Genomic DNA, 18586 nt, shown 5'->3' with positions numbered 1-18586 from the left:
GATAAAAAAACCTCTGGGTATTTGGACGCTTGCCATGTTTTCGGCCATACCCGGACAAACTTTAGGCGCGAATGACAATAAATCTCCGCACGGTAAACCGCGTGCACAGTGTAGGAAAACCCAGCGTCCTGTACCAGTAATCTATAAAGCGACCTCTACCTGTCCGGGGGCTGTGACCCGCGCTTTGATCACGCGATTGGAATTGAGATTCTTGACTCGAATTTGTTCACTCATGCCGCCGTTGGACAACGCTTCACCGGGCATTTTTACATTCAGCGTACCGCTGCTGGCGGAAATTACCACTTGGTCGCCCTTGCGAATCACTTCGGCCTGTTCCAGGTGGACCAGCGTGATCACCTGATCGGTGACCACTGGTCGGGTCAATCGTTGGCCGACGGCCTGATCCAGGGACGTCAGGTAGCCCTGGCTGATCAGGCTGATGTCGCGTTCGCGTAATACAACGTCCTCAAAACCGATGATGCCGGTGCGTTTCAGTGGTCGGGCCACTACCACAACATCGCGAAACAACTTTACCTGCGCCGGCACAAACACCGTCCAAGGCGAGGCTCCGTCGCAGCGCACCCGTACCGTCACGCGGCCGATGGGCTGGGCCGGGCTTTCAAGGGTCGCTGTCAATTCCTTGTCGCACATCGGCATGCGCAGGCGGGGGTCCAATTGGTTGACTTGGATTTCATAACGCCCCGGTGTCTGTGTGGTTGCCAGATAATCTTCTACAGTGAACTCAAGAAAGCCCTGAGTGACGCCGATAAGGAGATCAGGCAAGGTGACGTTCTCTGCGCGGGCCGTGGTGTTCAGGCTCAAAGCAAGCAACGCCACCGAGGCGCAGAGCAATCTGCGGTAACGTGGGAGTCGAAGGCGTCGGGAAACTGTCGTTTTAATGTCCATGGCCAATAAATAGCAAGGCTCGTGCCGTTTAGTGTTGGGTGCGCGCTGCCGTGTAGGTACAGCCCAAGGTTTTAGCGTAGGAGTAAAGGCATGGCAGGTGTAATGGATTCAGTAAACCAGCGCACACAGCTGGTAGGGCAGAATCGCCTGGAGTTGTTGCTTTTTCGCCTCGATGGCAAGCAACTCTATGGCATCAATGTGTTCAAGGTACGGGAAGTGCTGCAGTGCCCCAAGCTGACGATCATGCCCAAATCCAGCCCGGTGGTGTGTGGCGTGGCCAATATTCGTGGTGCGACCATTCCGATTCTCGACCTAGCCCTGGCCACAGGTTCGGCAGGCTTGCAGGACCGCGAAAGCCCATTCGTGATCATTACCGAATACAACACCAAGACCCAGGGTTTCCTGGTGCGCTCGGTGGAGCGCATCGTCAACATGAACTGGGAAGAGATCCATCCGCCACCCAAGGGCACCGGCCGCGATCACTACCTCACGGCGGTGACGCGGGTCGATAACCAGTTGGTGGAAATCATCGACGTAGAGAAGATCCTCGCCGAAGTGGCGCCGACCTCGGAATCGATTTCGGTCGGTGTGGTTGACGCGGAGACGGCGCACAAGGCGGTCTCGCTGCGGGTGCTCACAGTGGACGACTCCTCGGTGGCGCGTAAGCAGGTGACCCGTTGCCTGCAAACCGTCGGCGTGGACGTGGTGGCGCTCAACGACGGCCGCCAGGCGCTGGACTATCTGCGCAAACTGGTGGATGAGGGTAAGAAGCCGGAAGAAGAATTCTTGATGATGATTTCCGACATCGAGATGCCGGAAATGGATGGCTACACTCTCACGGCCGAAATACGCAGCGATCCACGCATGCAAAAATTGCATATCGTCCTGCATACTTCGTTGTCGGGTGTATTCAATCAGGCGATGGTCAAGAAAGTCGGTGCCGATGACTTCCTGGCCAAATTCCGTCCTGATGACCTGGCATCCCGGGTGGTCGACCGGATCAAGGCAGCAGAATAATAATAGCCAGGGGCTTTTTCCCTGGCGGTCATACGATTTTAGAGGCGGTATCAGTGTCTACAGGTAATTTGGATTTTGAGCAGTTCCGGGTCTTCCTGGAAAAAGCCTGTGGGATATTGCTCGGTGAAAACAAGCAATACCTGGTATCCAGTCGTCTTAACAAACTAATGGAGCAGCAGGGTATCAAGTCCCTGGGTGAGTTGGTTCAACGGATCCAGGGCCAGCCGCGCAGTGGGCTCAAAGAGATGGTGGTCGATGCCATGACCACCAACGAAACCCTGTGGTTTCGTGACACCTACCCCTTTGAGGTGCTCAAGAGCAAGGTGCTGCCGGAGGCTATCAAGGCCAGCCCGGGCCAGCGTCTGCGCATCTGGTCGGCGGCCTGTTCTTCGGGGCAGGAGCCGTATTCCATCTCGATGTCCATCGATGAGTTCGAGCGGACCAACATCGGGCAATTGAAGGCCGGTGCGCAAATTGTCGCCACCGATCTGTCCGGCACCATGCTCACCAACTGCAAGACCGGTGAGTACGACAGCCTGGCCCTGGGCCGTGGTTTGTCCCAAGACCGGTTGCAGCGCTACTTCGAGCCTAAAGGCGCCGGGCGCTGGGCGATCAAGGCGCCGATCAAAAACCGCGTGGAGTTTCGCTCGTTCAACCTGCTCGACAGCTACGCCAGCCTGGGCAAGTTCGACATGGTGTTTTGCCGCAACGTGCTGATCTACTTCTCGGCCGAGGTGAAGAAAGACATCCTGTTGCGCATCCATGGCACGCTCAAGCGTGGCGGCTACCTGTTCCTGGGTGCTTCCGAAGCGCTGAACGGCCTGCCGGATCACTTCCAGATGGTGCAGTGCAGCCCCGGCATCATTTACCAGGCCAAATAACCGGCGCTTTAAAAACAAAAACGGGAGACCTTTGCAAAGTCTCCCGGTTTTTATTCGCGCAAAATCGCTGCCGGTCCTCATCAACAGCGCTCAGGGCGTGGTGCTCATTTGGAGGGGCCCCAGGGACAGGCCATGTTGCCCGCTGGGCACTGTTGCGTTGAAGATGCCGAGTCGCACGGTTCCCGTCGTGGCGGCGGTAAATGTTCCTGTTCCGATTTGGCGTCGGGCATCGGTAATAGTGGTGACGTCAGGCCCGATCCGGCTGCCGTTTATCGTCATGTGCAGGGTCGACCCGTCGCTGACGGCTGTACTTCCCGTCACCTCGAAGCTGCAGTTATAGGTGCGTCCTGCCGTTACCGGAACTGCACGGGTGATGATGTGGGAGCTGGTGGCCTGATTGTTGAACTGGTTAACGACCACGCGGCTACCGATCACGCTTAGCCGCGACACATAGACGCCTTGTGCTACCCAGCCTTGAAAGGTGCCGTCGCTGAAGTCCCATGACTGGTCTGGTGGCACCACAATGGGCAGGCGACCGATGTTTATTCTCGCCTCCCCTGCAGTGGAATACAGCCCTCCACGCAGGATGCGGGCCCGCAACTGGACTTCGGTGCCCGCACTGGCGATGACAATGTTCGTGGGAATCAGAATCCGCAGCGAAGCGGTGCTGTGGGCAATATTAAAGCTTTGATTGTGCGTGCCACCAAGAACGGTGCTGTTGAGGCTCAAATAGAAATAATCGGCTGGCTGCATAGGAAAATCCAACCTCAGTATGGCGACGTCGCCGCTCAGTCGGGCAGGGTCAAGATTCGGGATCGGCTGTGTCGAATCCTGTTCGACAAACCTGGGGGCCGGGATTATCAACATGTCGAGCCTCTGCGTTGTGCTTAAGGGGGTCGGTTGATAAAGCATCAAAGCCTGCGCGTGTCGCAATTGTCATAAATAACAGTACGGACAAACGGTTAAATACCCCGGCCCCCTGCGCACACCGTTTATAGCCCTCCACTCGCAAGCGGCAAGCCCGATTGCCGCTTTACTGGCGCTACGCGGAAATCGCTTGCCGCTTTTCTGGCATCACCGCCGGCAACATTGCCGCAAGCCCTTGAAATTCGGGCTCTGCTCAGGTTGGCATGCACCTTGCTATAGTCCTGTTAACGAACAGCAGGTCAGCCTAAAGGTTTCCGCCATGAGCATCAGCTTCGATAAAGCGCTCGGTATCCACGAACAAGCCCTGGGCTTCCGCGCCCAGCGTGCCGAAGTCCTGGCCAACAACATTGCCAACGCCGACACCCCGAACTACAAGGCTCGGGACCTGGACTTCTCCGCTGTGCTCGCTGCACAGCAGGACAAGACCAAGAACGGCACCTTCGCCTTGAACATGACCAACAACCGTCATATCGAAGCGCAAGGCCTGAGCAGTGGTGACGAGTCGTTGCTGTATCGCACGCCGATGCAGCCATCGATCGACCAGAACACCGTCGACGCCCAACTGGAGCAATCGGCTTATGCCGAGAACTCGGTGAACTTTCAGGCCAGCTTTACCCTGCTCAACAGCAAATTCAAAGGGCTGATGTCAGCCCTGCGTGGAGAGTAAGCCATGTCCCTGTCCAGTGTTTTCAATATTGCCGGCAGTGGCATGAGCGCCCAGACCACGCGCCTCAACACCGTCGCCAGTAACATCGCCAACGCCGAGACTGTGTCTTCGAGCATTGACCAAACCTATCGCGCCCGGCACCCGGTGTTCGCCACCATGTTCCAGGCCGGCCAGAACGGTGGCAGCGATTCGTTGTTCCAGGAACAGGACGCCGCCGGCAAAGGCGTGCAGGTACTCGGTGTGGTCGAAGACCAGAGCAACCTCGAAGCGCGCTACGAGCCTAACCACCCGGCAGCGAACGAAAAAGGCTACGTGTATTACCCGAACGTCAACGTGGTCGAGGAGATGGCCGACATGATCTCCGCCAGCCGCTCGTTCCAGACCAACGCGGAAATGATGAACACCGCCAAAACCATGATGCAAAAGGTCCTGACCCTGGGTCAGTGATAAGGGGCGCCAAATAATGGCCATCGTTGATACGTCTAACAACACGGCAGTCCAGGACCTGTTCAATTCCAAGGTCAAGACTGCAACGGACAACAGCAGCCTGGGTGATGCTTCCAAGACCGCGACGGGCAACCAGTCGCTGGGCAAGGACGCGTTCCTGCAACTGCTGGTGACCCAACTGAAAAACCAGAACCCGCTGTCACCCCAGGACAACGGTGCATTCGTGGCCCAGCTGGCGCAGTTCAGCAGCCTCGAAGGCATCAACACCCTGAACGACTCGGTGAATAACATCTCCAGCAACTTCAGCTCCTCGCAAGCGCTGCAGGCTTCTTCGCTGGTCGGGCGTTCGATCATCACCCAGACCGACAAGGCCCTGGTGGATACCAGCAAGAGCATGACCGGCTCGGTGGCCGTGACCGCGGCGACGGGTAACGTCACCGTCAAGATCACCGACAAAGACGGCAACCTGGTGCGCACCCTCGATTTGGGCGCCCAGAGTGCCGGTACGTCGGACTTTATCTGGGATGGCAAGAACGGCAACGGCGAGGTCGCCCCAGCCGGCACCTACACCTTTGCGGCCACGACCAAGAATGACAAGGGCGACGCAGTGGCCCTGGCAACATCGCTGCCGGCAACCGTGACCAGCGTGACGTTGAGCAAGACCGGCGGCGAAATGCTGCTGAACCTTGCAGGTGGCATGGGCAGCGTGAAGCTGTCGCAAATTCAGACTATTGGTACATAGAGCCGGCTAGATACGGCAGAGGGAGAGAAACATGTCTTTTAACATCGGCCTTAGCGGCCTCTATGCGGCCAATAAACAACTGGACGTGACCGGCAACAACATCGCCAACGTCGCGACCACCGGCTTCAAGTCGTCCCGTGCGGAATTCTCCGACATCTATGCCGCGTCCAAACTGGGTACCGGCCAGAACAGCATCGGCAACGGCGTGAACCTGGCGGCGGTGTCCCAGCAATTCACCCAGGGTGACGTCAACGGCAGCGGCGGTATCCTGGACATGGCGATCCAGGGTGGTGGCTTCTTCGTGCAGAAGGGCAGCGACGGTTCGCTGGAGTACACTCGCAGCGGTGCCTTCCGTGCCGACAAAGACGGCTATATCACCAACAACACCGGTACCTCGCGTTTGCAAGGCTATGCGGCGGACGATGACGGCAAAATCATCAAGGGTGGCCTGACCGACCTGCAACTGAACCTGTCGAACCTGCCGCCGAAGGCGTCCACCAAGGTGGATTCCACCAGTAACCTGAACTCCTCGGAGCCGGTGATCAACCAGACGCTCAAGCCATTCGACCCGACGGATACCAGTACTTTCACCACCCAATACAGCACCACCTTGTACGACGCCCAAGGCAATGCGCACCCGATGGTGCAATACCTGGTGAAAACCGACGGCAACAAGTGGAACGCCTATACGCTGATTGATGGGCGCAACCCTAACGGTTCGTCACCAACGGGCGGTACGCCACCCACTCCGCCTGTGTCTTCGACCCTGACCTTTGACGGCTATGGCAAGCTCACCAGCATCGTCACCGCCGGCGCGTCCAGCACGACGCTGACCTTGACCGGTTGGGTGCCAGGTACCGTGACCAATGGCGTCTGGAAAGCCAACGGCGCGGATGCCAACCCTGACGGCATCGCCATCAACATGGCGAACATCACCCAGTACAACTCGGCCACCTACCGCAACCCACCGATCACCGACGGCTATGCCACCGGCCAGATCACCGGCCTGAAAATCGACGGCAGCGGCGTGTTGTTCGCCACGTTCAGCAATCAGCAGAGCAAGGCCATCGGCCAGATCTCCCTGGCCAGCTTCAACAACGAGCAGGGCCTGCAGCCAGCCGGCAGCACCACTTGGAGAGAGACGTTCGCTTCGGGCCAGCCGGGTTACGACACCCCGCAATCCGGTACCTTGGGTTCGATCGTGGCTAACTCCCTGGAGAACTCCAACGTCAACCTGACCAACGAGCTGGTGGACCTGATCAAGGCCCAGAGCAACTACCAGGCCAACGCCAAGACTATCTCCACCCAGAGCACCATCATGCAGACCATCATTCAGATGACTTGATGCCATGGCGTAATGCGCTTGACTGAAAACCCCTCGATCGAGGGGTTTTTTTTGCCCTGACAAACGTCGTCTGGAACGTCCTACGCCCTGAATGCCACCCATGAAGCCGGAAGCTATCGAGCTTGTGACCTTGGGTGGGGAATAACAATGGGAAATCAGTGGGGGATGGGTCGCAGCGAGGCCGGCGTGCATTTTGACGCGGGAGCGGCACAGTTCTATTTGAGCGGCAAAGGCGCGACACACGCGATCAACGAAGACCGGGACGCAAAAAATAAGGAGGCCGTCGCACAACTGCTCAAGGAGCTTGATGACGCGCACAGTACCGGCAAAAACCAGACTGTCCGGGAATTGCGCGACAGGCTCAATGAAAAACGCACAGCATTGGGGGACGACACGTTCAAGAAAATCCTTGAGCAACTCAAGGAAGAACGCTCCAAGCGATGGCTGGAGCTTTTAAAGATGCTGTTTCCGGACCTGTTTCCGGATACGCCTGCCCCTTCTCCGGCACCACCATCGCCTAGGGATGGCGGTGGCGGCGGTGATTTTCCCGGTCGCGGCGGCTTCGGTCCCAGTGAGTCGATGAGCAACAAGCCGATTACCGAAGGCTCACGGCATCACCACTACAAGCCCGACACGAGCAACCCCGGGAAAAAGCCGGACAATATCTGGAGTGGCTTCAGGCAGGGGCCTGACGGCAATTGCGTGACTGTATCGGCGATAAAGGCGGCGATGATGCGGTATGGGCAAAAACCTACGGACATTTTCAAAGACGTTAAGGCGTTGGGCCACGGCTACGAGGTGACCATGCGTGATGGCTTCAAGCTTTCTCTGTCCAATGACGAGGTGAGGCAGGCGGCCATTCATGCGCGTTTCAAGGGCGATGACCCGGCAATGATGACGGATGCCAACTTCATGTATGCCGCGAGCGCCAAGCGGGCGCAGATGGAAAACAATGACGGTACTGCCGGGCGCAGTTTCCAGGCGGCCATGAACAGCCTCAACGATGGCGAACACTCGCGTGAAGGGCTGGACCGTTTGGGTTTGAGAGGGTTCTACAGGCAGACAACCGTTGCTGATTTGAGAAACAGCAAGGTGGGCACCGTGGAGTTCGGTGGCCATTCGATGGCCGTGATTGATGGCCGGATTGAGTTGTGGGGCAAGCGCGGCGGCATGCCTCAATCAGGTATCGCGACCGTATTGGTTTAAATCGCGAGCGCTTTTCACCCAGCAAAAGAAAGCCCCCGATACGCCGTAAGCCTATCGGGGGCTTTCAACTTGGGTGGTTAACCCAATGGGCTCAGCTTATTGGCAAGCTTCGCAATCCGGCTCGTCAATCGCGCAGGCTTTTGGCACGGGTGCCGGGCCGGCTGGAGCAGCCAGAACCGAATCATCACCATGGTTGCCGCTGGACACTGCGTTCAGCTTGCCGGTGTTGATGGTCGACTTCTCGGTGCTGGTCGCTGCCAGGGCACGGAGGTAGTAAGTGGTTTTCAGACCACGGTACCAGGCCATGCGGTAGGTCACGTCAAGCTTCTTGCCCGAAGCGCCGGCGATGTACAGGTTCAGGGACTGCGCCTGGTCGATCCACTTCTGACGACGGCTGGCGGCGTCAACGATCCACTTGGTGTCCACTTCGAATGCAGTCGCGTAGAGCTCTTTGAGCTCCTGCGGGATGCGCTCGATCTGCTGCACGGAACCGTCGTAGTACTTGAGGTCGTTGATCATCACCGAGTCCCACAGGCCGCGAGCTTTCAGGTCGCGAACCAGGTACGGGTTGATCACGGTGAATTCGCCCGACAGGTTCGATTTCACATACAGGTTCTGGTAGGTCGGTTCGATCGACTGCGATACGCCGGTGATGTTGGCGATGGTCGCGGTCGGCGCGATGGCCATGATGTTGGAGTTACGAATACCTTTCTGCACACGGGCACGTACCGGTGCCCAGTCCAGGGTTTCGTTCAGGTCGACATCGATGTACTTCTGGCCACGGGCTTCGATCAGGATCTGTTGCGAATCCAGCGGCAGGATGCCCTTGGACCACAGCGAACCCTGGAACGTCTCGTAGGCGCCGCGCTCGTCGGCCAGGTCGCAGGAGGCCTGGATCGCGTAGTAGCTGACCGCTTCCATGGACTTGTCGGCGAACTCGACCGCCGCATCCGAACCGTACGGAATGTGCTGCAGGTACAAAGCGTCCTGGAAGCCCATGATGCCCAAGCCGACCGGACGGTGCTTGAAGTTGGAGTTCTGCGCCTGCGGCACCGAGTAGTAGTTGATGTCGATCACGTTATCGAGCATGCGTACGGCGGTGTTGACAGTGCGTTCCAGCTTGGCGGTGTCCAGCTTGCCGTTGACGATGTGGTTCGGCAGGTTGATCGAGCCCAGGTTGCAAACGGCGATCTCGTCCTTGTTGGTGTTCAAGGTGATCTCGGTGCACAGGTTCGAGCTGTGGACCACGCCCACGTGCTGCTGCGGGCTGCGCAGGTTGCATGGGTCTTTGAAGGTCAGCCATGGGTGGCCGGTTTCGAACAGCATGGACAGCATCTTGCGCCACAGGTCTTTGGCCTGGATGGTCTTGAACAGCTTGACCTTGCCTGGGTACTCGGTGAGGGCTTCGTAGTACTCGTAGCGCTCTTCGAAGGCTTTGCCGGTCAGGTCGTGCAGGTCCGGCACTTCGGATGGCGAGAACAGGGTCCACTTGCCGTCATCGAAGACACGCTTCATGAACAGGTCGGGGATCCAGTTGGCGGTGTTCATGTCGTGGGTACGACGACGGTCATCACCGGTGTTCTTGCGCAGCTCGATGAACTCTTCGATGTCCATGTGCCAGGTTTCCAGGTAGGCACACACCGCGCCTTTGCGCTTGCCGCCCTGGTTGACCGCAACGGCGGTGTCGTTCACGACTTTGAGGAACGGTACGACGCCCTGGGACTTGCCGTTGGTGCCCTTGATGTAGGAACCCAGTGCACGTACCGGGGTCCAGTCGTTGCCCAGGCCACCGGCGAATTTGGACAGCATGGCGTTGTCGTGGATCGCGTGGTAGATGCCCGACAGGTCATCCGGCACGGTGGTCAGGTAGCAGCTCGACAGCTGTGGGCGCAGGGTACCGGCGTTGAACAGGGTCGGGGTCGACGACATGTAGTCGAAGGATGACAGCAGGTTGTAGAACTCGATCGCACGGTCTTCCTTGTGCTTCTCTTCGATGGCCAGGCCCATGGCCACGCGCATGAAGAACACCTGCGGCAGTTCGAAACGGATACCGTCCTTGTGGATGAAATAACGGTCGTAAAGCGTTTGCAGGCCCAGGTAGGTGAACTGCTGGTCACGCTCGTGGTTGATCGCCTTGCCGAGTTTTTCCAGGTCGAAGGTGGCCAGGACCGGGTTGAGCAATTCGAATTCGATACCCTTGGCGATGTAGGCAGGCAGGGCCTTGGCGTACAGGTCGGCCATTTCGTGATGGGTGGCGCTGTCGGCCACGCCCAGGAAGCCCAGGCCTTCGGCACGCAGGGTGTCCATCAGCAGGCGCGCGGTGACGAACGAGTAGTTCGGCTCGCGTTCAACCAGGGTACGGGCGGTCATCACCAGGGCGGTGTTGACGTCGGTCAGGGCCACGCCGTCGTATAGGTTCTTCAGGGTTTCGCGCTGGATCAGGTCACCGTCGACTTCTTCCAGGCCTTCGCAGGCCTCGGTGATGATGGTGTTCAGGCGGCCCAGGTCCAGCGGCGCAAAGCTGCCGTCGGCCAGGGTGATGCGGATCGAGGGGTGGGCTTGCACGGCTTCGGCGGCCGGTGCGTGCACGGCACGTTCCTTGGCGCGCGAATCGCGGTAGATCACGTAGTCGCGGGCGACTTTCTGCTCGCCGGCACGCATCAGGGCCAGTTCGACCTGGTCCTGGATTTCTTCGATGTGGATGGTGCCGCCCGACGGCATGCGACGCTTGAAGGTCGCGGTGACCTGTTCGGTCAGGCGGGCAACGGTGTCGTGGATGCGCGACGAAGCGGCAGCGGTGCCGCCTTCAACTGCGAGAAACGCTTTGGTGATGGCGACGGTGATTTTGTCATCGGTGTAAGGAACGACAGTGCCGTTACGCTTGATCACACGCAATTGGCCAGGTGCGGTAGCGGACAGATCCATATTCGAATCAGCGGCCTGCGGCACGGAGCCCTGCGGGTTCTCGCGAGTTGTGTCGGTTTGCATGGGGGGTTGTCTCCACGTTCTATATTTGATTGCGAGTGCCAGGCTCTTCCTGCAACACCCGTACCGTTTTCCATATCGGGATGGAGAAACAGGTGCCATCCGCGTGAGCGGTTTGGTCTACTGAAAATCGGTTGGTTCCACGCTGTGTCAGCAATAAAACGCTTGAATTTCGTGCCACTTGTGTGGTTGGGCAATTTGTTCAAAAACCCTACATGTAGGGTCTGTGTTGTCGCCGAGCTACAAGATAATGCGTTTTGGACGCCTTAGCAACGCACTAACCTGTGGATAACGCTGTGAGTAAAATGTGTATGAAAGGTGGAACTGCCGTGTAGGCCGCATCACTGCTGCATTGCGCCGTTTGTCACTAAATGTTCCAAGGACCAAACAGCCCGGCGAATTTCGAAGGGCGCGAACCCTATCACAAAAAAATGCGATCACCGAATGGATTTCCCGGCTTGTGCGCAAGGGTTGGGGCATGGCTACAATCGCCTCCTTTTATGCCTTCCCAACATGACAAACAGGGTATCTGTCTGGTGAAGACCAACCTGTGGGAGGGGGCATTTTTTATAACAATGAGGACAACGCATGGAGCAAGAAGCCTGGCACATATTGATTGTCGAGGACGACCAGCGATTGGCCGAGTTGACCCGCGAGTACCTGGAGAGCAACGGCCTGCGCGTGTCGGTCGAGGGTGACGGCGCCCTGGCCGCGGCGCGGATCATCGCCGAGCAACCGGACCTGGTGATCCTCGACCTGATGCTGCCCGGTGAAGACGGCCTGAGCATCTGCCGTAAGGTGCGCGAACGCTATGACGGCGTGATCCTGATGCTGACCGCGCGCACCGACGACATGGACCAGGTGCTCGGCCTGGACATGGGCGCCGACGACTACGTATGCAAACCCGTGCGCCCGCGCCTGTTGCTGGCGCGCATCCAGGCCTTGCTACGGCGCAGCGAGCCGGTCGAGCCCGTGGCGGTGGAAAACCAGCGCCGCCTGCAATTCGGCCCGTTGGTGGTGGACAACGCCCTGCGCGAAGCCTGGCTGCATGACAGCGGCATCGAACTGACCAGCGCCGAATTCGACCTGTTGTGGCTACTGGTGGCGAATGCCGGGCGCATTCTGTCCCGCGAAGAAATCTTTATCGCCCTGCGTGGCGTCGGCTATGACGGTCAGGATCGCTCCATTGATGTGCGCATTTCGCGCATTCGCCCCAAAATCGGCGACGACCCGATTCACCCGCGCCTGATCAAGACCATCCGCAGCAAAGGCTACCTGTTCGTCCCCGAAGCCTGCGCCGACATGCCGCTGTGAACTCGATCTTCCTGCGCATCTACGGCGGCATGTGCGCGGCGCTGATTCTGGTGGCGCTGCTCGGTGTGCTGGCCCTGCACTTGCTCAACGAGGTGCGCAGCGGCCAGTACCGCGAACGCCTGGCCCATGGCACCTTCGCCTTGATGGGCGACAACCTGCGCCCCATGAGCGCCATCGAGCGTCAGCGCGCGTTGGCGGTATGGGAGCGTTTGCTGGGCATTCCGCTGGAACTGCGCAGCCTCACCGACGCCCAGCTGGACCTCAGCCAGCGCAATCGCCTGCAACGCGGCCACGTGCTGGTACAGCAGACCGGGCCCCATGCCGCCCGCGTGCTGCGCCTGGTCAGTGATAAAGAGCAGTGGGTGCTCACGGGGGAGGTGCAGCAGATCAGCGAGCAGCTGGCCCGTGCGACCATTTACCTGTTGGCCGACGAACTGGTGCGCTTTGCGGTGGCCGAGCAACCGCAACGGCTGGCGGATATAAAACAGGCCAAGGGCTTTGGCTTCGACATGCACTTGATGACACTCGATCAGGCGGACATGGACGATGACCAGCGTCGCCGTGTGTCGGAAGGCGATACGGTGATGGCCCTGGGCAAGGGCGGCGACTCGATCCGCGTGTTTGCCGGTATGGTCGGCACGCCCTGGGTGCTGGAGCTCGGCCCGTTGTACCAGATGAACCCGTATCCGCCGCAATGGCTGGTGCTGATCGCCTTGATCGGCCTGACCCTGATCGGCCTGATCGTCTATCTCTTGGTGCGTCAGCTCGAGCGTCGGCTGCGCGGCCTGGAAGCCGCCGCCACACGCATCGCCAAAGGCAATCTGGAGGTGCGGGTACCGGCCCGTGGCGCCGACTCGGTAGGGCGCCTGGCCGCGGCGTTCAATGGCATGGCCGAGCACTTGCAACAATTGCTGGCGATCCAGCGAGAACTGGTGCGCGCCGTGTCCCATGAACTGCGCACACCGGTGGCGCGCCTGCGTTTTGGGCTGGAGATGATTGGCGAAGCCGCCACCCCTGAAACGCGGCGCAAGTACCTGGACGGCATGGACAGTGATATCCAGGACCTCGACGGCCTGGTGGATGAAATGCTCACCTACGCCCGGCTTGAGCAGGGCGCGCCGGAGCTGAATTTCCAGCGGGTCGATCTTGATGCGTTGCTCGACCAAGTGATCGGCGAATTATCGCCACTGCGCCCGCAAGTGACCGTCGCCCGTGGGATCTGCCTGTCATCGGCGCATTGGGACGATGCCTGGGTCGACGCCGAACCGCGTTACCTGCACCGCGCCCTGCAAAACCTGGTGAGCAACGCCATGCGCCATGCCCAGGGCCAGGTGTTGATCAGTTATCAGGTCGGCCAGGTACGTTGCCGCATCGATGTGGAAGATGACGGCCCCGGTGTGCCGGAAAGTGCCTGGGAACGCATTTTTACGCCGTTCCTGCGTCTCGACGACAGCCGCACCCGCGCGTCCGGCGGGCATGGCCTGGGCTTGTCGATTGTGCGGCGGATTATTTACTGGCATGGCGGGCGGGCGCTGATCGGCAAGAGCAATAACCTGGGCGGGGCATGCTTCAGCCTGAGTTGGCCGAGGGATCAGGACAAGCCCTGACACCGCTGTCGAAGGTAGCCACAGATCACAGTGTGGGAGGGGGCTTGCTCCCAATAGCGATCGATCAGACGCCGACGGCCACCAGGCTCAACAACTGCCCATCAGCCACCGCAAACTGCCCAACCAGCTCCTTGCCGTGGCACCACTCGCTGGACAGGTCGATCAACAGCCGCAAGCGCACGTGCCCGGCCGGCGACCATTGCACCACCTCGGCATGCTCAAAGTAGAAGCGCGTCTGCACAATCGGATACAGCGCCTTGAACAGGCTCTCTTTGACCGAAAACGTCAGCGTCACCAACAGGGCCGCCTGCTCGCGGTCTACCGTGACCATGCGCTGCAATTCATCAGCGGTGAGAATCTCCCCGGCCAGGCGCTCCGCCCGTTCTCGTGTCAGCACATTTTCCAGATCCATGCCCAGCCCGCGCCATTGGGCCTTGTGCCCGACAATCGCTGCCGCATGCCCGGTGCTGTGGGTGATCGAGCCACTGATATGCGAAGGCCATACCGGCGCACGGTCTTCGCCGATCGCGGGGATGCAGTTGAGGTGGTCGAGCTGTTGCAGTGCGGCGCGGGCACACACTCGACCGGCGAGAAACTCGGCCTGGCGCTTGGCCACCGAGCGCTGGATGCTCGGCGGTGGCGGCACGGCGCTGCGCTGGAAGTCCCCAGCGGTTAATAGCGCCGGGTCAAAACGGGTGCTGAGAAACACCGTGCCCGGCAAGGGAACGGGCAGCGGCCAATGGGCATCGAGTGGAGTGCAGCAAGCGGGTAGGGGCGTCATGGGGCGGTATTTTGCCGAGTTGCAGCGCCCGCGGATAGCCCGCGGCTGTTCAGGGGGAGTTCAGGGGCGTTTGCGTAGGCTGGTCACAACAGCCCAAACGCGTATGAGGTAACCCACCATGACTGCGATCAAAAAGCTGATGTTGGCCTTGACCCTGCTCAGTGCCACCGCCGGGGCCCAAGCCTCGGAAGGTGCCTTCGCCGAGTTCGGCAGGGAGAAAACCAAGAAAACCAGTAGCCTGATCCAGCGTGTGAGTTTCGAGGATGCAGGCAGCCAGCCCCAGCCTTGGGGCCAGGCCCTGGGGCTTGCTGCCCCGCAGCCAACCTACCGCGTCGGCTATGAACATCTGAGCGGCCGGTTCAATGGCATTAAACTGCGCCCGCAAGACCTGCAGGGCCGCTATGATGTCCTCCTGTCGGACAGTTGATTTGCTTTGGAGAGCCTTATGAAATTGCTGGTGGTGGAAGATGAGGCGCTGTTGCGTCATCACTTGTTTACCCGCCTGACCGACAGCGGCCATGTGGTCGAGGCTGTGGCGAATGCCGAAGAGGCGCTTTACCAGACCGGCCAATTCAACCACGACCTGGCGATCATCGACCTGGGCCTGCCCGGCATGGGCGGCCTGGACCTGATCCGCCAATTGCGCACCCAGGCCAAGACCTTCCCGATCCTGATCCTCACCGCACGCGGTAACTGGCAGGACAAGGTCGAAGGCCTGGCCGCCGGTGCCGACGACTATGTGGTCAAGCCGTTCCAGTTCGAAGAGCTGGAGGCGCGCATGAACGCCTTGCTGCGTCGCTCCAGCGGGTTTACCCAGTCGACCATCGTCGCCGGGCCTCTGCTGCTGGACCTCAACCGCAAGCAAGCGTCGCTCGACGAACAGCCCTTGGCATTGACCGCCTACGAATACCGCATCCTCGAATACCTGATGCGCCATCACCAGCAAGTCGTCGCCAAGGACCGCTTGATGGAACAGCTCTACCCCGATGATGACGAGCGTGATCCAAACGTCATTGAAGTGCTGGTCGGCCGCCTGCGCCGCAAATTGGAAGGCCCGGCCGGGTTCAAACCGATCGACACCGTGCGCGGCCTGGGCTACCTGTTCAATGAGCGCTGCCGTTGATTCGCTCGTTACGCGTGCGCTTGATGCTGGCGGCTACCACCCTGGCCGTGCTGTTTATGCTGGGCTTGTTGCCCGCCATGCAAGGTGCGTTCAGCCTGGCGTTGCAGGACTCTATCGAGCAGCGCCTGGCGTCGGATGTCACGACGTTGATCTCGGCCGCGCGGGTCGAAAACAATCGTCTGCTGATGCCGGCGCAATTGCCGGATGAGCGTTTCAACCTCACCGATAGCCGGTTGCTCGGCTATATCTACGACCGCGAAGGCCACCTGGTGTGGCGCTCGCGGGCGACCCGCGACGAAAACATCAACTACAAGCCGCGTTACGACGGGCGTGGCAATGAGTTTGCGCGGATCCGCGAGGCCGACGGCCAGGAATTCTTCGTCTATGACGTGGAGGTCAAGCTGCTTGGCGGCAAGAGCGCGGCGTTCAGTATCGTGGCCCTGCAACCGGTGCGTGAATACCAGCTGACCCTGGAGGGCCTGCGCGAGAACCTTTACCTGGGTTTCGGCGCGGCATTGCTGGTGCTACTGACCTTACTGTGGCTGGGCCTGACCTGGGGCCTGCAAGCCTTGCGGCGGTTGAGCCAGGAGTTGGACCAGATCGAGGGCGGCACCCGTGAAAGTCTCTCCGAACAACACCCCCGTGAATTACTGCGCCTTACCGGCTCCCTCAACCGCTTGCTGCACAGTGAACGCGAGCAGCGGGCGCGCTACCGCGATTCTCTGGACGACCTGGCCCATAGCCTGAAAACCCCGCTTGCGGTGTTGCAAGGCGTGAGCGAAGACATGGCCCAGCGCCCCGAGGACCGCGACCAGGCCTGGGTGCTGCAATCGCAGATCGAGCGCATGAGCCAGCAGATCAGCTATCAGCTCCAACGTGCCAGCTTGCGCAAAAGCGGCCTGGTGCGCCATCAGGTGCGCCTTGAACCGGTGCTGCAAAGCCTGTGCGATACGCTGGGCAAGGTGTACCGCGACAAGGGCGTCACGGTGTCTTTTGACTTGCCGCAGGCGTGCGACATACCAATCGAGAAGGGCGCCTTGCTCGAGTTGCTCGGCAACCTGCTGGAAAACGCCTACCGCCTGTGCCTGAGCGAAGTGCACATCAGCCTGGTAGAAAGCCTTGAAGGCATCGAGTTGTGCATCGAAGATGACGGCCCCGGCGTACCGCCGGATCAGCGCGCGCGGATTTTGCAGCGCGGCGAGCGGCTGGACCGCCAGCACCCTGGACAGGGGATTGGGCTGGCGGTGGTCAAGGACATCATCGAAAGCTACGGCGCGCGGCTGACCCTGGGCGATTCACCTTTGGGTGGGGCGGCGTTCAGGATTCATTTTCCGGCTGTTTGATCCTTATGGGCTGTAAAGGCCTCATCGGGGGCAAGCCCCTCCCACATTTTGATCTCTGAATACATTCAAGTGTGGGAGGGGGCTTGCCCCCGATGAGGCCCGGCCAGGCGACACATCTTTAACGCTCCTGCGCTCTGTAGGCCCCCGGCGTGAGCCCCGTCCACTTCTTGAACGCCCGATGAAACGCCGACGGTTCTGAAAAGCCCAACTGCTCGGCGATCGCTTGCAACGACAAATCCGCCCGGCCCAAGTGGTAGATGGCGATGTCCCGCCGCAGTTCGTCCTTGAGCGTCTGGAAACTGGTGCCTTCTTCGCGCAAATGCCGACGCAGGGTTTGCGGGCTGACGTGCAGGTGTTGGGCGACGGCTTCCAGATCCGGCCAGGGCGTGCGGTCGCGACTTAACAGACGACGCAACTGGCTGCTCAGGCTATCGCCTTCATCCGGGCGTGACAGCAGGTCGGCGGGGGAGCGTTCGAGAAAATGTTTGAGGGTGCGTTCGTCCTGCAACAGCGGCAGGCTCAAATAGCGGGCGGGAAACACCAGGCTGCTGTTCGGTGCACCGAACACCAGGGGGCAGGGGAACAGCAGGTCATATTCACTGGCGTGGGCGGGCATCGGGTAGCTGAACGTGGCCTGGTGCAGCCGGATGCGCTGGCCAATCAGCCAACTGCCCAGGCGATGCCAGATCACCAGCAGGCATTCGCTGAGAAAGTGGTCCGGGTCCCATAGGTGCGAGTCATCCAGGCTCAAGTGGGCCATTTCGCCATCTAGCGTCAGCTGCCAGCGCGGGCCTTGTGGGAATAGGCTATAAAATAATAAGCCGCGTTCCAGGGCCTTCTCCAGCGTGCGGCAGTGAATCAGCGCGTGGCACATCATGGCAAAGGTGCCGCGTTTGCTCGGGGCCTCGGCGAACCCCAGGTATTCGTCGTCCAGCCCCTGCCAGAGCATTTGCAGCAAGTGGGTAAATTGTTCCGGGGTGATGCGTGCACGCGCTTCGGTCAACAATTCAGGAGTGATGCCCACCTGCTGGAGCAGGCCCGAATAATCGTAACCGGCCCGACGCGCACCCCCGAGGGCAGCGCGGGCGTAGTGACTGGCGATGGTACGTTCACGCATGCGGGGCCCTCGTTGCGGAAGGCCAGAGGGTAGTCATTGACGAGCAGGGCAACAAGGCGGATATCCGCCAAATTGTAGGACGGGATCGGGCCGTGCGGCGGAAATCCGCCAACCGCTTCGGTGGCGGGAACCCTGCTTGGAAACCCTAAACCCTGATGTCTAAAGGCCTTTAGCGGAT

Annotated in this window: 17 protein-coding genes; 12 read left to right on the top strand and 5 right to left on the bottom strand. The window is 59.9% G+C overall.

The genetic code is table 11. From position 1 onward, the window contains the following. Positions 1 to 141 precede the first annotated feature (141 nt). Positions 142 to 906 (bottom strand): flagellar basal body P-ring formation chaperone FlgA, encoded by a 765-nt coding sequence (gene flgA, locus AB4O25_RS11920; protein ID WP_026067398.1) that lies wholly within the window; start codon positions 904 to 906, stop codon positions 142 to 144. Positions 907 to 996: 90 nt separating this feature from the next. Between flgA and AB4O25_RS11915 the strand changes: the two genes are divergently transcribed. Both AB4O25_RS11915 and cheR read left to right on the top strand, forming a co-directional pair. Next, complete coding sequence (locus AB4O25_RS11915; protein WP_017529458.1) at positions 997 to 1923, top strand: chemotaxis protein CheV; 927 nt, start codon at positions 997 to 999, stop codon at positions 1921 to 1923. A 53-nt stretch (positions 1924 to 1976) separates the two neighbouring features. Then, complete coding sequence (gene cheR, locus AB4O25_RS11910) at positions 1977 to 2804, top strand: protein-glutamate O-methyltransferase CheR (protein WP_017529459.1); 828 nt, start codon at positions 1977 to 1979, stop codon at positions 2802 to 2804. Positions 2805 to 2894: 90 nt separating this feature from the next. On the opposite strand, the gene AB4O25_RS11905 is transcribed toward cheR, so the two are convergent. Further along, positions 2895 to 3671, bottom strand: coding sequence for a hypothetical protein (locus tag AB4O25_RS11905; RefSeq protein WP_065876838.1), 777 nt, complete (start codon positions 3669 to 3671; stop codon positions 2895 to 2897). A 319-nt stretch (positions 3672 to 3990) separates the two neighbouring features. Between AB4O25_RS11905 and flgB the strand changes: the two genes are divergently transcribed. From flgB to AB4O25_RS11880, 5 genes are all read left to right on the top strand, one after another. Further along, complete coding sequence (gene flgB, locus AB4O25_RS11900) at positions 3991 to 4398, top strand: flagellar basal body rod protein FlgB (protein ID WP_017529461.1); 408 nt, start codon at positions 3991 to 3993, stop codon at positions 4396 to 4398. Between the two features lie 3 nt (positions 4399 to 4401). Further along, positions 4402 to 4845: a flagellar basal body rod protein FlgC gene (gene flgC / locus AB4O25_RS11895; protein ID WP_003175632.1), complete on the top strand. Its 444-nt coding sequence runs from the start codon at positions 4402 to 4404 to the stop codon at positions 4843 to 4845. Positions 4846 to 4861: 16 nt separating this feature from the next. Next, on the top strand, positions 4862 to 5587 hold the full coding sequence (flgD, locus tag AB4O25_RS11890) for a flagellar hook assembly protein FlgD (protein ID WP_017529462.1): 726 nt from the start codon (positions 4862 to 4864) through the stop codon (positions 5585 to 5587). Between the two features lie 31 nt (positions 5588 to 5618). Continuing rightward, the gene (flgE, locus tag AB4O25_RS11885) at positions 5619 to 6932 is read left to right on the top strand and encodes a flagellar hook protein FlgE (protein WP_460150884.1); all 1314 of its coding nucleotides are present in this window, start codon (positions 5619 to 5621) and stop codon (positions 6930 to 6932) included. Between the two features lie 147 nt (positions 6933 to 7079). Beyond that, positions 7080 to 8138 (top strand): hypothetical protein, encoded by a 1059-nt coding sequence (locus AB4O25_RS11880; RefSeq protein WP_460150883.1) that lies wholly within the window; start codon positions 7080 to 7082, stop codon positions 8136 to 8138. A gap of 96 nt (positions 8139 to 8234) precedes the next feature. Here the strand turns inward: AB4O25_RS11880 and AB4O25_RS11875 are convergent, their stop codons facing one another. Continuing rightward, complete coding sequence (locus AB4O25_RS11875) at positions 8235 to 11126, bottom strand: ribonucleoside-diphosphate reductase subunit alpha (RefSeq protein ID WP_017529465.1); 2892 nt, start codon at positions 11124 to 11126, stop codon at positions 8235 to 8237. Positions 11127 to 11711: 585 nt separating this feature from the next. On the opposite strand from AB4O25_RS11875, the gene AB4O25_RS11870 reads away from it, so the two are divergent. Both AB4O25_RS11870 and AB4O25_RS11865 read left to right on the top strand, forming a co-directional pair. Beyond that, a complete protein-coding gene (locus AB4O25_RS11870) occupies positions 11712 to 12437 on the top strand; it encodes a response regulator (RefSeq protein ID WP_017529466.1) in 726 nt (241 codons plus the stop codon). Further along, entirely contained in the window at positions 12434 to 14044 is a 1611-nt protein-coding gene (locus AB4O25_RS11865; protein WP_017529467.1) for an ATP-binding protein, read from the top strand. Before AB4O25_RS11870 ends, AB4O25_RS11865 begins: the two co-directional genes overlap by 4 nt. Before the next feature lie 64 nt (positions 14045 to 14108). On the opposite strand, the gene AB4O25_RS11860 is transcribed toward AB4O25_RS11865, so the two are convergent. Further along, positions 14109 to 14825 (bottom strand): 4'-phosphopantetheinyl transferase family protein, encoded by a 717-nt coding sequence (locus AB4O25_RS11860; RefSeq protein WP_460150882.1) that lies wholly within the window; start codon positions 14823 to 14825, stop codon positions 14109 to 14111. Between the two features lie 118 nt (positions 14826 to 14943). Between AB4O25_RS11860 and AB4O25_RS11855 the strand changes: the two genes are divergently transcribed. The 3 genes from AB4O25_RS11855 to AB4O25_RS11845 are packed head-to-tail and all read left to right on the top strand — an operon-like array spanning position 14944 to position 17291. Further along, on the top strand, positions 14944 to 15252 hold the full coding sequence (locus AB4O25_RS11855; RefSeq protein WP_017529469.1) for a hypothetical protein: 309 nt from the start codon (positions 14944 to 14946) through the stop codon (positions 15250 to 15252). A gap of 18 nt (positions 15253 to 15270) precedes the next feature. Further along, a complete protein-coding gene (locus tag AB4O25_RS11850; protein ID WP_010208358.1) occupies positions 15271 to 15948 on the top strand; it encodes a response regulator in 678 nt (225 codons plus the stop codon). Next, on the top strand, positions 15945 to 17291 hold the full coding sequence (locus AB4O25_RS11845; RefSeq protein WP_017529471.1) for an ATP-binding protein: 1347 nt from the start codon (positions 15945 to 15947) through the stop codon (positions 17289 to 17291). The genes AB4O25_RS11850 and AB4O25_RS11845 overlap by 4 nt, the downstream gene beginning before the upstream one ends. Before the next feature lie 118 nt (positions 17292 to 17409). On the opposite strand, the gene AB4O25_RS11840 is transcribed toward AB4O25_RS11845, so the two are convergent. Beyond that, the gene (locus AB4O25_RS11840; protein WP_017529472.1) at positions 17410 to 18408 is read right to left on the bottom strand and encodes an AraC family transcriptional regulator; all 999 of its coding nucleotides are present in this window, start codon (positions 18406 to 18408) and stop codon (positions 17410 to 17412) included. Between the last annotated feature and the right edge of the window lie 178 nt (positions 18409 to 18586).

It is taken from the genome of Pseudomonas sp. S3_A03 (assembly GCF_054668275.1).
This window is presented reverse-complemented; position numbering and strand designations above follow the sequence as displayed.

Coding starts and splice junctions, on each gene's coding strand:
- AB4O25_RS11905 (WP_065876838.1), bottom strand. CDS start 3,671: ATGTTGATAATCCCGGCCCCCAGGTTTGTCGAACAGGATTCGACACAG.
- flgD (WP_017529462.1), top strand. CDS start 4,862: ATGGCCATCGTTGATACGTCTAACAACACGGCAGTCCAGGACCTGTTC.
- AB4O25_RS11855 (WP_017529469.1), top strand. CDS start 14,944: ATGACTGCGATCAAAAAGCTGATGTTGGCCTTGACCCTGCTCAGTGCC.
- AB4O25_RS11875 (WP_017529465.1), bottom strand. CDS start 11,126: ATGCAAACCGACACAACTCGCGAGAACCCGCAGGGCTCCGTGCCGCAG.
- flgE (WP_460150884.1), top strand. CDS start 5,619: ATGTCTTTTAACATCGGCCTTAGCGGCCTCTATGCGGCCAATAAACAA.
- flgC (WP_003175632.1), top strand. CDS start 4,402: ATGTCCCTGTCCAGTGTTTTCAATATTGCCGGCAGTGGCATGAGCGCC.
- AB4O25_RS11870 (WP_017529466.1), top strand. CDS start 11,712: ATGGAGCAAGAAGCCTGGCACATATTGATTGTCGAGGACGACCAGCGA.
- AB4O25_RS11860 (WP_460150882.1), bottom strand. CDS start 14,825: ATGACGCCCCTACCCGCTTGCTGCACTCCACTCGATGCCCATTGGCCG.
- AB4O25_RS11840 (WP_017529472.1), bottom strand. CDS start 18,408: ATGCGTGAACGTACCATCGCCAGTCACTACGCCCGCGCTGCCCTCGGG.
- AB4O25_RS11850 (WP_010208358.1), top strand. CDS start 15,271: ATGAAATTGCTGGTGGTGGAAGATGAGGCGCTGTTGCGTCATCACTTG.
- AB4O25_RS11880 (WP_460150883.1), top strand. CDS start 7,080: ATGGGAAATCAGTGGGGGATGGGTCGCAGCGAGGCCGGCGTGCATTTT.
- flgB (WP_017529461.1), top strand. CDS start 3,991: ATGAGCATCAGCTTCGATAAAGCGCTCGGTATCCACGAACAAGCCCTG.
- AB4O25_RS11915 (WP_017529458.1), top strand. CDS start 997: ATGGCAGGTGTAATGGATTCAGTAAACCAGCGCACACAGCTGGTAGGG.
- flgA (WP_026067398.1), bottom strand. CDS start 906: ATGGACATTAAAACGACAGTTTCCCGACGCCTTCGACTCCCACGTTAC.